The following is a 14,113-nucleotide window of genomic DNA, read 5'->3' on the forward strand; positions in this document are numbered from 1 at the left end:
CGTAGTCGGCCGGAACGTCGTACACGCTCAGCGGATCGGGTGATGCCGAGGGTCGCACGTGCCGGGATAATCGAATACGCAGACGGAAACCCCCCTTTGGTGTGAACTCCCTTCAGATAACTGCCAGTTCACCCTCTGTGCGTAAAGATTCACGGAGTCGAGGCCACCGGTGCCCGCGATGTCCCCCATTGGACGGCGCCGGTGGCTCCATGTCTCTTGTGGGGGTTCCACCATCTTGAACAGCAACACCTTCCGCCTCGCCGCCCTGGCGGTTGCCGCCGCGCCCGTCGCCCTGCTGGTCGCCGCCCCGGCGCACGCCACCGGGTCCACCCCGACCACCGGCGGCGGGAAGGCGAGCGCGGTCGTGCTCCGCACCGCACTCGACGTCTCGCTCCTGAACAAGACGGTCGATGTGCCGCTGAGGACCACGCTCAACGAGGTGCACGCACCGGCGAGCGCCGAGGAGACCGCGCTCAGCGTGCGGCTCGACGGCGTGGCGCACGGCCGTCCGGTCGACGTGCTGCGTGCCGACGTGGCCACGGCGGACGCGACCGTCGACAAGCACAGGGCCGAGGGCTACAGCAACCTGGCGAAGGCCCGCGTCCATGTGCCCGGACTGCCGCTGCTCTCGCTCATCGAGGTCGAGAAGGTCACCTCCAAGGCGGTCTGCGAGGTGGGCCACAAGCCCGTTGCCGAATCGAATGTGCTGGGCCATGTCAGGGTCCTCGGCCGGAAGGTCACGCTCACGGCGGGCGGCACGACACGGGTGGAGGTGCCCGGCGTCGGTGAGGTCCGTCTCGACCTGTCGAAGACGCGGACCACGTCACGTACCGCCGCCGCGACCGCGCTGCGGCTGAAGGTGTCGGTCAACCCGCTCAAGCTCAATGTCGCCGACGTCCAGGGCGAGGTCACGCTCGTCGAGGCGACCTGCGAGACCCCGAAGGCGACCGCTCCCACCACCGAACCCACCGAGCCGGCGGGCGGCAACTCCGGCGGCACCAGCGGCGGCAGCACCGGTGGCGAGGTGAAGCCGCAGGCCGGGACCGGTCACGCCCCGGCAGCGGTCGACACGAGCCTCGCGGAGACCGGTGGCAGCTCCGCGACGCCGTACCTCGCGGGCGGAGCGGCGTTCCTGCTCGCGCTGGGTGCGGGCGCGACGGTCGTGGCACGCAGGCGCGCCCAGGACTGACGCCGACCGGCCCGAGGGGCGGGGCAGGGGGAAATCAGGGGCATGGGGAGCGGTGTTCACAGGGGTGAGCGCCGCTCCCCGTCAGCGGTACCTGGGGGAGGCGAGCACCTGGAGCGCCTGATCGAGCGCCTGCAGAAAACGGTTGGTCGTCACGCGGTCCCGCACGGCCAGCCGCAGCCACTGCGGACCGAGCCCCGGGAACGTATCGCCGCGCCGCGCCGCGAACCCCAGCGCCCGCAGCCGCTCCCGCACCTGCGCCGCCCGCTCCATCCGCACCAGCACGAACGGTCCCTCGGCGGGCTCCGCGACCCGCACCTCGGCGAACTCCATGAGCCCGGCGATCAGATGGGCCCGGTCCAACGCGATCCGGTCCGCCGCCGCGGCTGCCTCCACCAGCGCCCGCGGCTCCATGCACGCCTCGGCCGCCGCCAGGGCGGGGGACGACACCGGCCACAGCGGCTGCGCCTCCTGGAGCGCGCCGATGGTCTCCGGTGAAGCCAGTACGTAACCGATCCGCAGCCCCGCCAGCCCCCACGTCTTGGTGAGGCTGCGCAGCACCACGAGGCCCGGGATGTCCGTACGTCCGCACAGCGCCTCGCGCTCGCCCGGCACCACGTCCATGAACGCCTCGTCGACCACCAACGTCCGCCCAGGGCGCGCCAGTTTCTCCAGTGCGGCCATCGGATGCAGGACCGACGTCGGGTTGGTCGGATTGCCGACCACCACCAGATCCGCCTCCTCGGGCACGGTTGCCGGATCCAGCCGGAAACCGTCCTCGGCGCGCAGCAGTACCCGCCCCACCGTGTGCCCGGCCGCGCGCAGCGCCGCCTCGGGCTCGGTGAACTGCGGATGCACGACGACCGGCCGCCGGGCCGGCAGCGCCCGCGCGATCAGCACGAACGCCTCCGCCGCACCCGCCGTCAGCAGGACCCGATCCACCGGCAGTCCGTGCCGTTCCGCGACCGCGGCCCGCGCACGGCCCCCGTCCGGGTAGGCGGCGAGAGTGGAGAGGGACGCGGTTATTCGTTCCTTCAGCCAGGCCGGGGGCGTATCGGTACGTACGTTGACGGCGAGATCGGTCAGATCCCGGCCGCGGACCTCCGCGTCGCCGTGGTGCCGCAGATCGTGCTGCCCGTCCGCGCGGTTGACATCGGGTCTCTCAGTAGGAGTGTGCATGACTTCCAGGTGGTGTGGGGGGCGAGTTCATGACGGTGGGGATGGAGCGACAGCAGGACGACTATGTGCCCGGCACCGGGCTCGACGCAACGGTGGGATCCGGATACGCGTGCGAAGCCCGCCGGGCCACCGCACAGGTCACCTTCCCCACCCGCCCCGCGGGGTTCGACTTCCGCTTCGGTACGAGGAGTTCGTCGGCGCGGACGAGAGCCGCCGCCTCCGCGACCGAAGCCGAACCGACCGCGGCGAGCACAGCGCCCGACGGGTTCGGTACGGCGACCGCGGCCAGCTCCTGCGCGCTGTACCCGCGTACCGGAACGCCCAGCCGCGCCGCCGCCCCCACGATCCCCGGCTCCTCGGCCTTCGCGTCGAGGGTTGCCAACTCCATGACGCCGCGGGGCGACAGCCCCGCCTCGTGCAGTACGGACGAGACGAGCTCCAGAACCTCGTCGGCCGACGCACCCCGGCCCGTGCCGACCCCGACGACGAGCAGAACCATGGGGCGAGATCCTTCCGGGAACGAGAGCGGTACGAAGGCCGGCCCGCTCCACACCGCTGTGCACCGTGGCGGGGGTCGCCTTCATCCGGCTCGTGGTGGGCATCGCGGGCCGACGACGTCACCCCGCGGCCCTTGCGACGAACCGCCGCGCGACGCCCGGCGCCGAGGCCCAGTGCGTATGCAGATAGCTGGCATGGACGCCCCGCTGCACGAAGCCCTCCACGCGCCGCTCCGGCAGATGCATGCCCCAGGCGGGGGAGGCACCGGCGCCCGGCTCCAGCACCGTGCGGTGGAACTCGTGCCCGCGCAGCCGTGTGCCGACCGCGGCCAGCGGACTGTCGGTGAGTGCCACGGCCTCCCGGTAGCCGAGTGTCAGCCGCTTCGACATCCGGCCGTCGGCGTCGAGCACCCCGCACATCGGCAGCCCGTCGAGCGAACGCGAGAGATAGAGCAGCCCGGCACACTCCGCGGCGAGGGGAGCGCCGGCGGCTGCGAGATCGGCAACGGCCTTGCGGAGCGGTTCGTTGGCGGACAGCTCGGGGGCGTACACCTCCGGGAACCCCCCGCCGATGACGAGCCCACGGGTTCCCTCGGGCAGCGCTTCGTCCCGCAACGGATCGAACGTCACGACGTCGGCCCCTGCGGCGGCAAGGAGCTCGCTGTGCTCGGCGTAGGAGAACGTGAAGGCGGGCCCTCCGGCCACGGCGACGACGGGACGGCCGCAACCCGGCCCGCGCCGGCCACCGTCGAGACCGTCCGGGCCACCCTCGCCGAGGGCGCCCCCGCCTCCCACCGCCTCCCGTACGGCCCCCACCGGATCCCACGCCCTCGACGCGGCAGGTGACCGCGGTGCCGAACGCGCCAACGCCATCAGCGCATCCAGGTCACACCCACTCCGAACCTGTGCCCCCATCGCCGCGACAGCGGCCACCGCGTCGCCCCGCCGCTCGGCCACCGGCACCAGCCCCAGATGGCGCGAGGGCGTGGCCACCTGCTCGGCCCGCCGCAGCACCCCCATCACCGGCACACCGGACTCCTCCAGCGCCTCCCGGAGCAGCATCTCGTGCCGGTCGGAGCCGACCTTGTTGAGGATCACCCCGCTGATCCGTACCTGCGGATCCCACGAGGCGAAGCCATGCACCAGCGCCGCCACCGACCGCGACTGCGAGGACGCATCCACGACCAGCACCACCGGTGCCCGCAGCAGCTTCGCGACATGGGCGGTCGACGCCAGCTCGCCCCCGGAGGCCCCGTCGTACAGCCCCATCACCCCCTCGACGATCGCCAGGTCGCACCCGCGCGCCCCGTGCGCGAACAACGGAGCGACCAGCTCCGGCCCGCACATGTACGCGTCGAGGTTGCGCCCGGCCCGCCCGGTGGCCAGTGAGTGATAGCCGGGGTCGATGTAGTCGGGCCCGACCTTGTGCGGCGACACGGCGAGGCCGCGCTCCGCGAAGGCCGCCATCAGCCCCGTCGCCACGGTGGTCTTGCCGCTGCCGGAGGCCGGAGCGGCAATCACCAGTCGCGGAACGGTCACCACTCGATGCCCCTCTGGCCCTTCTGGCCGGCGTCCATCGGGTGCTTCACCTTGGACATGTCGGTCACCAGGTCGGCGGCCTCGACGAGCTTCTCCGGGGCGTTGCGCCCGGTGATCACCACATGCTGCGTCCCCGGACGGTTGCGCATCACCTCGACCACCTCGTCGGTGTCGATCCAGCCCCAGTGCATCGGGTACGCGAACTCGTCGAGGACGTACAGCTTGTACGTCTCGGCGGCCAGGTCGCGCTTGACCTGCTCCCAGCCCTCGCGGGCCTTCTCCTCGTTGTCCGCGTTGTCGCCGTGCAGGCCGCGCTGGACCCACGACCAGCCCTCGCCCATCTTGTGCCAGGCGACCGTGCCGCCCTCACCGCTCGCGCCGAGGACCTTCAGCGCGTTCTCCTCCCCGACCTTCCACTTCGCCGACTTGACGAACTGGAACACCCCGATCGGCCAGCCCTGGTTCCAGGCACGCAGCGCGAGCCCGAACGCGGCCGTCGACTTGCCCTTGCCGATACCGGTATGGACGAAGAGCAGCGGACGGTTGCGGCGCTGGCGCGTCGTCAGCCCGTCGTCCGGCACCGTGGTCGGCTGTCCCTGCGGCATCAAGCGGCCCTCCTGTTGGATCCGTTGGTTCCCTGAACGTCCCTGACGAGCCCGGCGATCGAGTCGGCCCGCAGCTCGTCGAGCGTGACGGCGGTGCCCCCGAGATCGCGGGCCAGGGAGCCGGCCAGCCCGAGCCGCACGACCCCCGACTCGCAGTCCACGACGACGGACGCCGTGCTCTCGGCCTCGTGCAGCCGCGCGGCGCGCGCCGCCAGGGCCACCGGCTCCGGACCTCCGGTCGCCCGCCCGTCCGTCACCACGACCAGCAGCGGCCGCCGCGACGGATCGCGCAGCCGCTCCACCCGCAGGACGTCATGTGCCTTCAGCAGTCCGGCCGCGAGGGGAGTGCGCCCACCGGTCGGCAGCGTCTCCAGCCGCGCGGCGGCCGCGTCCACGGACGAGGTCGGCGGCAGTGCCACGTCGGCGCCCCTGCCGCGGAAGGTGATCAGGCCGACCTTGTCCCGCCGCTGGTACGCGTCCAGCAACAGCGACAGCACCGCACCTTTCACGGCGCCCATCCGCTGCCGGGCGGCCATCGACCCGGAGGCGTCCACGACGAAGAGAACGAGGTTCCCCTCGCGTCCCTCCCTGGTCGCCTGCCGCAGATCGTCCCGCCGCACCACCAGCCCACGGCCCGAGCGTCCGCGCGCACGCTGGTGCGGGGCGGCAGCCCGCACGGTCGCGGCGAGATGCAGCTTGGTCAGGGCCCCCTCGGGCCGCCGCGCCCCGGTCGTACGACCGTGCTCGGTACGCGCCCGGGACCGCCGCCCCGCCGCGCCCTCGCCGAGCCCCGGCACGCTCAGCATCTTCGTGCGGAACGGCTCGGCAGCACGTACGGGCTGCTGCTCGCCGCCATCGGCCGGTCGCCCCTGCGAGGGCAGTCCGGGCGTGTCGCCGTCCCCCGCCTCGGGCCGCGGTGGCGTGTCGGGACTGTCCCCCTGCGGCGGCTGCCCACCCCCACCCGGCCCGTCCGGATCGGGATCGTCCCCGCCCCCGTCCCCTTCACCGCTGTTCTGCTCCAGCGTGTCGTCGAGCTTCTCCTCGTCGAGGCCGGGCGCGTCGAACGGATTGCGGCGGCGCCGGTGGGGGAGCGCGAGCAGGGCGGCCTGCCGGACGTCCTCGGCGAGCACGTCGGTACGTCCCGCCCACGCGGCCAGCGCGGTCGCGGTGCGGGCCATCACGATGTCGGCACGCATCCCGTCGACCTCGAAGGCCGCACAGGTGGCGGCGATCTGCCGCAACGCACGGTCCCCGAGCACCACATGGGGAAGAAGCGCCCGCGCGGCGGCGATCCGCTCCCGCAACTCGCCTTCCTCCCCGGCCCACCGGGCGGTGAACCCGGCCGGATCGTCGTCGTACGCGAGCCGCCGCCGTACGACCTCGACCCGCTGATCGGTGTCGCGTGACGCGGCGACCTCGACGGTCAGTCCGAACCGGTCGAGCAACTGCGGCCGCAATTCGCCCTCTTCGGGGTTCATCGTTCCGACGAGCAGGAAGCGCGCGGCATGGCGTACGGAGACGCCTTCGCGTTCCACATACGAGGCACCCATGGCAGCCGCGTCCAACAGCAGATCCACCAGGTGGTCATGGAGCAGGTTGACCTCGTCGACGTACAGGATTCCGCGATGCGCGTCGGCGAGGAGCCCCGGCTCGAACGCCTTGACCCCCTCGGCGAGCGCCCGCTCGATGTCGAGCGCCCCGACGAGGCGGTCCTCGGAGGCGCCCACCGGCAGCTCCACGGTCCGCGCCGCCCGCGACGCGCCGCCCCCGGCCTCGTGGGGCCCATCGGGACACGCCGGATCGGGCGACACGGGGTCACACGAGAACCGGCACCCGGAGACGACATCGACCTCGGGCATGAGCGCGGCAAGCGCCCGCACGGCGGTGGACTTGGCGGTCCCCTTCTCCCCACGCACGAGCACACCACCGACAGCGGGCGATACGGCGTTCAGCAACAATCCGAGCCGCAGATCGTCCTGCCCGACGATGGCAGTAAAGGGATACGGGGTACTCACAAAGCCTCCTTGACGACGTCATCCATCCAAGAACCGGTGACCCGTTCCGGTCCGCCTTTCAGCCCGTCCGGTGCTCGATGACCGGGGGCCGGGGCGGAGCCCCGGTTACGGGAAGGGACGGGTCGGGGAACAGAGCCCGCGGCAGGTGTCCCCTTCACGCCAACCCCCCAGCCCCACCGCCCACACGGGCCGCCGGCACCTCCGGCGCCCCAGGACCCACAAAGGGCAGTCCCTCCGGCACCCCGGCCTCGATCAACCGCATCAACGCCCCGGTATCCGCATGCTCCTCGATCAGATCCCCCAGCCGGTCCAGCTGCTCCTCCCGCAACGCCCCGAAACTCGTGTCCGGCGCGGCCACGAAGCGCCGTCCCGCCGCGCGCGCGACCTGGCCCAGGAACCGCCGGCGGAACGCATCGCTCTCCAGCGACCCGTGCCAGTGCGTCCCCCACACCGCGCCCACCCGGCACCCGTCCAGGAACGGCTCGCCGCCCCGCACATCGGCGACCCCGTGGTGGATCTCGTACCCCTCCACCGGCTCCCCGAGCGCCCTGCCGACGGGCCGGGCGAGGGTCTTCTCGCGGTCGAACCGGATCCGCACCGGCAGCAGTCCGAGACCGTCGACCCGCCCCGCCCGTGACTCCACCTCGTCCTCGATCTGCTCGGCGAGCACCTGGAACCCGCCACAGATGCCGAGCACCGGACGCCCCTGCGCCGCCCGCCGCAGCAGCGCGTCGGCCAGCCCCCGTTCGCGCAGCCAGGCCAGCGCCTTCACGGTCCCGCGCGTGCCCGGCACGATCACCAGATCCGCGTCGGCCAGCTCCTCCGCCCGGTCCACGAAGCGCACCACGACGCCCGGTTCGGCGGCCAGCGCGTCCACATCGGTGAAGTTCGACATCAGCGGTACGGCGCACACCGCGACCCGCAGCACGTCCTCGCCGTGCGGCGGCGCGACGACCGACTCGCGTACGGCCCCGCGGAGTGAGACCCGCAGCCCGTCCTCCTCGTCGATGCCCAGGCCATGGGCGAACGGCAGCACTCCGTACGTCCGCCGCCCGGTCAGCCCGTGCAGCATGTCGAGCCCCGGCTCCAGGAGCGACACGTCGCCGCGGAACTTGTTGACCAGATAGCCGGCGATCAGTGCCTGGTCCTCTGCGCCGAGCAGCGCCGTCGTGCCGAAGAACGAGGCGAAGACGCCACCGCGGTCGATGTCGCCGACGACGACGACGGGGAACCGCGCGGCCCGCGCGATCCCCATGTTCACGATGTCGGTGCGCCGCAGATTGATCTCGGCCGGGCTGCCGGCTCCCTCGCAGATCACGGCGTCATACGTGCCCCGAAGCTGCTCCAGACAGTCCACGACCGTACCGAGCAGGGATTCCTGCCGCCCCCCGTGGTAGCCCCGCGCGCTCATCTCGCCCACCGGCCTGCCCATCAGGACGACCTGACTGGACCGGTCGCTGCCGGGCTTGAGCAGCACCGGGTTCATCAGTGCGGTCGGCTCCACCCTGGCGGCCTGAGCCTGCATCGCCTGCGCGCGTCCGATCTCCGCGCCCTCGCGGGTGACGAACGAGTTCAGCGACATGTTCTGCGCCTTGAACGGTGCGACCTTCACGCCCTGGCGCACCAGCCACCGGCAGATGCCTGCCGTGACGACGCTCTTGCCCGCGTCCGACGTGGTTCCGGCGACCAGCAGTCCGCCGCTCATTTCCCTCTCCGTCCCGCGGCCGGACGCCGCCCCCGGGGCGACCACCGTCCCGCGATCAGCCGGCCCGCCGCGCAGACGCCGAGGGCCAGCACCCCCACCCGGCGCGACAGCCGCACCGCGCGCTCGATGTCCCCGGTCTCCACCGCACGGCCGCTCGCGCCGTTCAGTACCGGCCGGTGCTCGACCCGCCCGTCGTACGCGAGGGTTCCGCCGAGCCGTACGCCGAGCGCCCCCGCGAACGAGGCCTCCACCGGGCCCGCGTTGGGGCTCGGATGTCTGCCCGCGTCCGCCCGCCAGGCCCGCAACGCCCGCCGTGGCTGACCCCCGGCAACCACGGCGAGCACGGCGGTGAGCCGGGCGCCGGGCCAGCCCGCGACGTCGTCCAGGCGGGCCGAGGCCCAGCCGTAGCGCAGATGGCGGGGCGACTTGTGCCCGACCATCGCGTCGAGGGTGTTGACGGCACGGAAGGCGACGAGTCCTGGCACGCCACCCAGCGCGCCCCACACGAGGGCACCGACCACCGCGTCCGAGGTGTTCTCGGCCACGGACTCCACCACGGCGCGCGCGATCTGCGGCCCGTCGAGGGAGTGCGGGTCGCGCCCGCAGAGATGGGGGAGCCGCTTCCGGGCCAGCTCGATGTCACCGGCGGCGAGCGCGCCGCCGATGGCGCGCGCCTCGCGACCCAGCGAGGTGCCGCCGACGACGGACCAGGTGGCGGCCGCGGTCAGGGCGACGGAGGCGGCGGGACGACGGCGTACGGCACGGGCGGCCAGCGCGGCTCCACCCGCAGCGCCTCCGGCGCAGACCAGGGTGTGCAGGGCGCCCCACCCGCGGTGGTCGTGCCACAGACGCCGTTCGACGCCCGCCGCGGCCCGCCCGAACGCGGCGACCGGATGCCCCCGGCGGGGATCACCGAGCAGCAGATCGCCGATCAGGCCGGCGGCGGCGCCGTACGCGAAGATGCGGTCGGCTCGCACGGCTCAGCCGGCCGCACTGCCTCGAAGGACCTTCCTGCAGCCGGCTCCTGGTGAGAGCGGCACAGAAACGGCGGACGCACGGCAGCCGGGCATGGCGATATGTCCTCACTCAGGGTCCGCGCCCTGGTTCGACGTGACCGGCGGCGAGAGTCTCCTGGCTCCCGGATCCGCAGTGCCCCCGGCCTTCCAGCCCGCATGCGCGAGCCGTGACTTCCGTTGTGGGGGGACTGCTCCCCGGTGACAGTGGCGGGACCGCGCCGGATTCGCACCGGCTTCCTCTGCTGTCGCCGTAAATGGCTCCGGCAGTCCACCACGCTCCGCGAACGCCCGTCAACCTGGCGTTGACCTGCGGCGGTGCAGTGTGCGCAGACACACATCGGGCCGGACACACGCGAGGTGTGTCCGGCCCGATGAGGGAGTGCGGGAAGGGGCTCAGGCGACGATCAGATAGATCCCGTACGCGACCGCGGCCGCGCAGAGCCCGAAGCAGAGGTACGCGCCCGCGCGGGCGAGCACCAGGGACCCTCCGGCGGAGCCGCCCTGCGCGGCCGGTTCAGGCTGCCTGGAGAGGCCGACGATGCCCAGGGTGAAGAGGCCCACCAGCGCGACGGTGACGACGAGCGAGACGCCGAAAACGGAGCCGAGAGCTGCCCAGTCGATGTTCATGGTGATCTGTCCTTACACCGTGGCGGGCCGCGCCGGATCGGCGGCGACGGTTCCGGGCTGGGCCGGGATGGTGGTCTTGAGGTCCGTGGTCGTGTCCACCACCGTGGCGACCGCGGCCGCACCGGCGGGCGGCGGCGGGGTGACGGCCGCGATGGCGGTGGTGATGACACCCGCCGGTTCGGCGTCCTCGCCGGTGGGCGCGACATCGTCGTGCCCGACCGGCTTGCGCCGCGACAGCAGCCAGATCGCTCCGGAGCCCGCGACGAGCAGGACGGCGACGACCGCGACACCCCAGGAGCCCTGCTTGGTGAGGAACTCCGCGCCCGCGCCGACCAGACCCGCGGCCGGCAGGGTCAGACCCCAGGCGACGAACATCCGGGTGGCGGTGGACCAGCGGACCACACCGCCCCGGCGGCCCAGGCCCGCACCCATTACGGCGCCGGAGCAGGACTGGGTGGTGGAGAGGGAGAAGCCGAGGTGTGAGGAGGCCAGGATGACCGTGGCCGCGCTGGTCTGGGCGGCGAAGCCCTGCGGCGGCTTGAGCTCGGTGAGGCCGCTGCCCATGGTGCGGATGATGCGCCAGCCGCCCAGGTAGGTGCCGAGCGCGATGGCCAGACCGGCGGAGACGATGACCCAGACCGGCGGGTTCGAGCCGGGGGACAGGACGCCACCGGTGACCAGGGCCAGGGTGATGATGCCCATGGTCTTCTGCGCGTCGTTGGTGCCGTGGGCGAGCGAGACCAGTCCGGCCGAGGCGATCTGGCCGGCCCGGTAGCCCTTGGCGGTGGCCTTCTCCTGGGCGTCGTTACGGATCCTGCCGCCGATCCGGTACGTCAGCCGGGTCGCCAGCAGCGCGGCGAGACCGGCGACGACCGGGGCGGCGACCGCGGGGAGCAGCACCTTGGTGACGACGGTGCCGCCGTCGACCGAGGACCAGCCGGCCGACATCACCGCGGCGCCGATCAGGCCGCCGAAGAGTGCGTGGGAGGAACTGGACGGCAGGCCGACCAGCCAGGTCAGCAGATTCCACAGAATGGCGCCGACGAGAGCCGCGAAGATGACTTCTGTCCGCAGTCCGTCCTCGTTGATGATCCCGCCGGAGATCGTTTTGGCGACCTCCACCGACAGGAACGCGCCGACGAGGTTGAGAGCGGCGGACATGGCCACCGCTGTCTTGGGTTTGAGGGCACCGGTCGAGATGGTGGTCGCCATCGCGTTCGCGGTGTCATGGAAACCGTTCGTGAAATCGAACACTAGAGCTGTCACGATCACAATCGCGAGGAGCAGCGTGATGTGTTCCATTTACCCAGGCAATCGTTCGACGTCATTGGCAGGTGGACCGTAGGCAACCTGGGTGAACGGAAGATGAACTGAGAGGGGCTCTGCGGTGACTCCAAACGCAGTTGAGCCGTTCTCTTTGTCGAGCCACCGACAGCCGGTGCGGCCAGCAGTGCCGTCCGTGGCCGGATTCCGCCCCTCCCGCCCCGCTTCCCGCCCCGCGATCCGAGGCCTGGAAAGCTCCGAAAGAGATGTGGGTCACCCGAGGTCTCCTGCCGCGTCCGCCCCGCTGACAGGATTCCCCCATGTCTGACCTTGCGTGGGAATCCCGGCCTTCAGGCCGGGCGGGAGACGCATCCTGGTGATCGTAGCCGCGAAGGGGTGTGGTACGCTGCGGTTCTGCTTCGGCAGCGGTCAGGGCTTGGCCGTCATGAGATCCCTTACGGTCGAGTGAGAAGCCGCCTCTTTTACGAGGGGGAGGAGTCACGAGCGATCACCACGAGGACGCCGACGAGGCACGCGACGCGATCGAGCAGGCCTGGAACGGTGTCGTCGCCACCGCCCGCAGGACCGCGGCGGAGGGCCTGGTCGTCGGCACCTCGGGCAATGTGTCGGCGCGGGTCGGCGACCTCGTCCTGGTCACGCCGAGCGGTGTGCCCTACGACCGGCTCGGCCCCGGCGACACCGTGGCCGTCGACCTCCACGGCAACCAGGTTCTCGGCGCCCTCGTCCCGACCAGTGAACTCCCGCTCCACCTGGCGGTCTACCGCAACACCGACGCCGCCGCCGTCGTGCACACCCACGCCGTGCACGCCACGGCCGTCTCCACCCTCGTCCCCGAGGTCCCGCTGGTGCACTACGCCGCCGCCATGCTCGGCGGCCCCGTCCGTACCGCGGTCTATGCGCGCTACGGAACGCAGGAGCTGGCCGAGCACATGCTGGCAGCCCTGCGCGACCGCACGGGCTGTCTGCTCCGGAACCACGGAACCGTCACCTACGGGTCCACTCTCGACCAGGCCTACGACCGCACCGCCCAGCTGGAATGGATGTGCAGGCTCTGGCTCACCGCCAGCTCCGTACCCGGCCGCACCCCGTCCCTGCTCTCCCTCGCCCAGTTGCGCGACGTACAGGACGCCCTGAAGGGGTACGGACAGCCCGGCTGACCGGGAACGGTCCGGCCACCGGACGGCCCCGTCCACTGGCAGGGCACGGCACGCCCCCCGACACTGAAGCAGTGCGCCCGGCTACAGCGACGGCAGCAGTCGTCACCACCATCCTCGGCGTCGGCGCGGCAGCGGTCGCGGCCGGCCGTTACGCCAGCGACGCCGCGCTCAGGGCGCCGTCCGGACGTCCGCTCCCCGCCGACCGCAAACTCACCGTGCACGCCATGGCAGCAGGGCAGGTCACACTGACCCGCTCCTTCACCGCGCTCCGGCCCGGTACCTACGGACTGGTGGGCGACGGCGTCCAAGCCGTCGTCGGCCCGGTGATCGAGCAGGCGCCGCACGCCGCCGACGCCGTCGTCCGCAGACTGGAACGCGTCAACAACGGCAGCCTGGAACCCGGCGTCGAGGTCCGGATCACGCCCGCGCTGTACAGCGGCGACCCCGGCACGGCCCTCGGCCTCGACCACGAGGACGTCGAGGTCCCCGGCGAGCTCGGCGTCCTGCCCGCCTGGTTCGTACCCGGCCCCCGGGACACCTGGGTCATTACCGTTCACGGCCTCGGCACCACCCGCGAACACCCCATGAACCTCATGGAGTTCCTGCACGGGCTGCGGCTGCCGGTCCTCGACCTGGCCTACCGCGGCGACCCCGGAGCCCCGCGCTCCCCGGACGGACTCGCCCACCTCGGCGAGTCCGAATGGCGCGACCTGGACGCGGCCGTCCGCTTCGCCGTGCGGTACGGCGCCGAGAAGGTCGTCCTGCACGGCTGGTCCACCGGTGCCTCCATGGCCCTGCACGCGGCCGTCAACTCCGCGCTCCGCAACCGTATCTGCGGCCTCGTCCTGGACTCCCCGGTGCTCGACTGGGCCACCACCCTGCGCGCCCTGGCCACCGCCCGCGGCGTCCCGTCCCCGCTGCTGCCGCTCGCCCTGCGCGCCGCTCAGGGCCAGACCGGTCTGCGGGGCTCCCGACTCCTCGACACCTCCCTCCCGCAGGCCCTGCACGTCCCGACGCTGATCTTCCACGGCCCCGACGACACCCTGGCCCCCTGGCAGCCGAGCAGGGAGCTCGCCGAGCGCCGTCCCGACCTCGTCTCCCTGCGTCCCGTACCGCAGGCTCCGCATGCGGCGATGTGGAATGCCGATCCGGCCCGCTACGAAGAGGCTCTGCGGCGCTTTCTCACGCCCCTGATGTGAGCTGATGCGAGGGATCGGCCGGTTGGTACCGGCCGGGCCCGCAGCCCCCACCCACCGCGAATCCGGGTTCCGTTTGGGCTTTCGGGCCGTCAGAGGCAAGACTG

10 protein-coding genes, 1 pseudogene and 1 riboswitch are annotated in these 14,113 nt (G+C 72.5%); of the genes and pseudogenes, 3 read left to right on the forward strand and 8 right to left on the reverse strand.

What is annotated here, in order from left to right:
• Window positions 1-235 precede the first annotated feature (235 nt).
• Window positions 236-1,189 carry an SCO1860 family LAETG-anchored protein gene (locus tag AB0I23_RS23960; RefSeq protein ID WP_359112089.1) on the forward strand — a complete coding sequence of 318 codons (954 nt, stop codon included), beginning with the start codon at window positions 236-238 and terminating at the stop codon, window positions 1,187-1,189.
• Window positions 1,190-1,270: 81 nt separating this feature from the next.
• On the opposite strand, the pseudogene cobC reads toward AB0I23_RS23960, so the two are convergent.
• The 8 genes and pseudogenes from cobC to AB0I23_RS24005 all read right to left on the reverse strand — a co-directional run bounded on the left by cobC (window position 1,271) and on the right by AB0I23_RS24005 (window position 11,671).
• A pseudogene (gene cobC / locus AB0I23_RS23965) lies at window positions 1,271-2,864 on the reverse strand (Rv2231c family pyridoxal phosphate-dependent protein CobC).
• A gap of 118 nt (window positions 2,865-2,982) precedes the next feature.
• Window positions 2,983-4,404, reverse strand: coding sequence for a cobyrinate a,c-diamide synthase (locus AB0I23_RS23975; protein WP_359112091.1), 1,422 nt, complete (start codon window positions 4,402-4,404; stop codon window positions 2,983-2,985).
• Window positions 4,398-5,006 carry a cob(I)yrinic acid a,c-diamide adenosyltransferase gene (gene cobO, locus AB0I23_RS23980; protein WP_030920034.1) on the reverse strand — a complete coding sequence of 203 codons (609 nt, stop codon included), beginning with the start codon at window positions 5,004-5,006 and terminating at the stop codon, window positions 4,398-4,400. The genes AB0I23_RS23975 and cobO overlap by 7 nt, the downstream gene beginning before the upstream one ends.
• Entirely contained in the window at window positions 5,006-7,021 is a 2,016-nt protein-coding gene (locus AB0I23_RS23985; RefSeq protein ID WP_359112092.1) for a putative cobaltochelatase, read from the reverse strand. The genes cobO and AB0I23_RS23985 overlap by 1 nt, the downstream gene beginning before the upstream one ends.
• Window positions 7,022-7,175: 154 nt before the next feature.
• Window positions 7,176-8,726, reverse strand: a complete 1,551-nt coding sequence (locus tag AB0I23_RS23990; protein WP_359112094.1) for a cobyric acid synthase — start codon at window positions 8,724-8,726, stop codon at window positions 7,176-7,178.
• The gene (locus AB0I23_RS23995; RefSeq protein ID WP_359112096.1) at window positions 8,723-9,703 is read right to left on the reverse strand and encodes a cobalamin biosynthesis protein; all 981 of its coding nucleotides are present in this window, start codon (window positions 9,701-9,703) and stop codon (window positions 8,723-8,725) included. Before AB0I23_RS23995 ends, AB0I23_RS23990 begins: the two co-directional genes overlap by 4 nt.
• Window positions 9,704-9,850: 147 nt before the next feature.
• Window positions 9,851-9,982: riboswitch (cobalamin riboswitch) on the reverse strand.
• A 153-nt stretch (window positions 9,983-10,135) separates the two neighbouring features.
• On the reverse strand, window positions 10,136-10,369 hold the full coding sequence (locus tag AB0I23_RS24000; RefSeq protein ID WP_359112098.1) for a hypothetical protein: 234 nt from the start codon (window positions 10,367-10,369) through the stop codon (window positions 10,136-10,138).
• Between the two features lie 12 nt (window positions 10,370-10,381).
• Window positions 10,382-11,671: an inorganic phosphate transporter gene (locus AB0I23_RS24005; RefSeq protein ID WP_359112100.1), complete on the reverse strand. Its 1,290-nt coding sequence runs from the start codon at window positions 11,669-11,671 to the stop codon at window positions 10,382-10,384.
• Window positions 11,672-12,174: 503 nt separating this feature from the next.
• Between AB0I23_RS24005 and AB0I23_RS24010 the strand changes: the two genes are divergently transcribed.
• Both AB0I23_RS24010 and AB0I23_RS24015 read left to right on the forward strand, forming a co-directional pair.
• Window positions 12,175-12,810: a class II aldolase/adducin family protein gene (locus AB0I23_RS24010; RefSeq protein WP_359112192.1), complete on the forward strand. Its 636-nt coding sequence runs from the start codon at window positions 12,175-12,177 to the stop codon at window positions 12,808-12,810.
• A 71-nt stretch (window positions 12,811-12,881) separates the two neighbouring features.
• Complete coding sequence (locus AB0I23_RS24015; RefSeq protein ID WP_359112102.1) at window positions 12,882-14,009, forward strand: alpha/beta hydrolase; 1,128 nt, start codon at window positions 12,882-12,884, stop codon at window positions 14,007-14,009.
• The last annotated feature ends 104 nt before the right edge of the window (window positions 14,010-14,113 follow it).

Source organism: Streptomyces atratus (genome assembly GCF_040655115.1).
Classification (GTDB): Bacteria; Actinomycetota; Actinomycetes; order Streptomycetales; family Streptomycetaceae; genus Streptomyces; species Streptomyces atratus_D.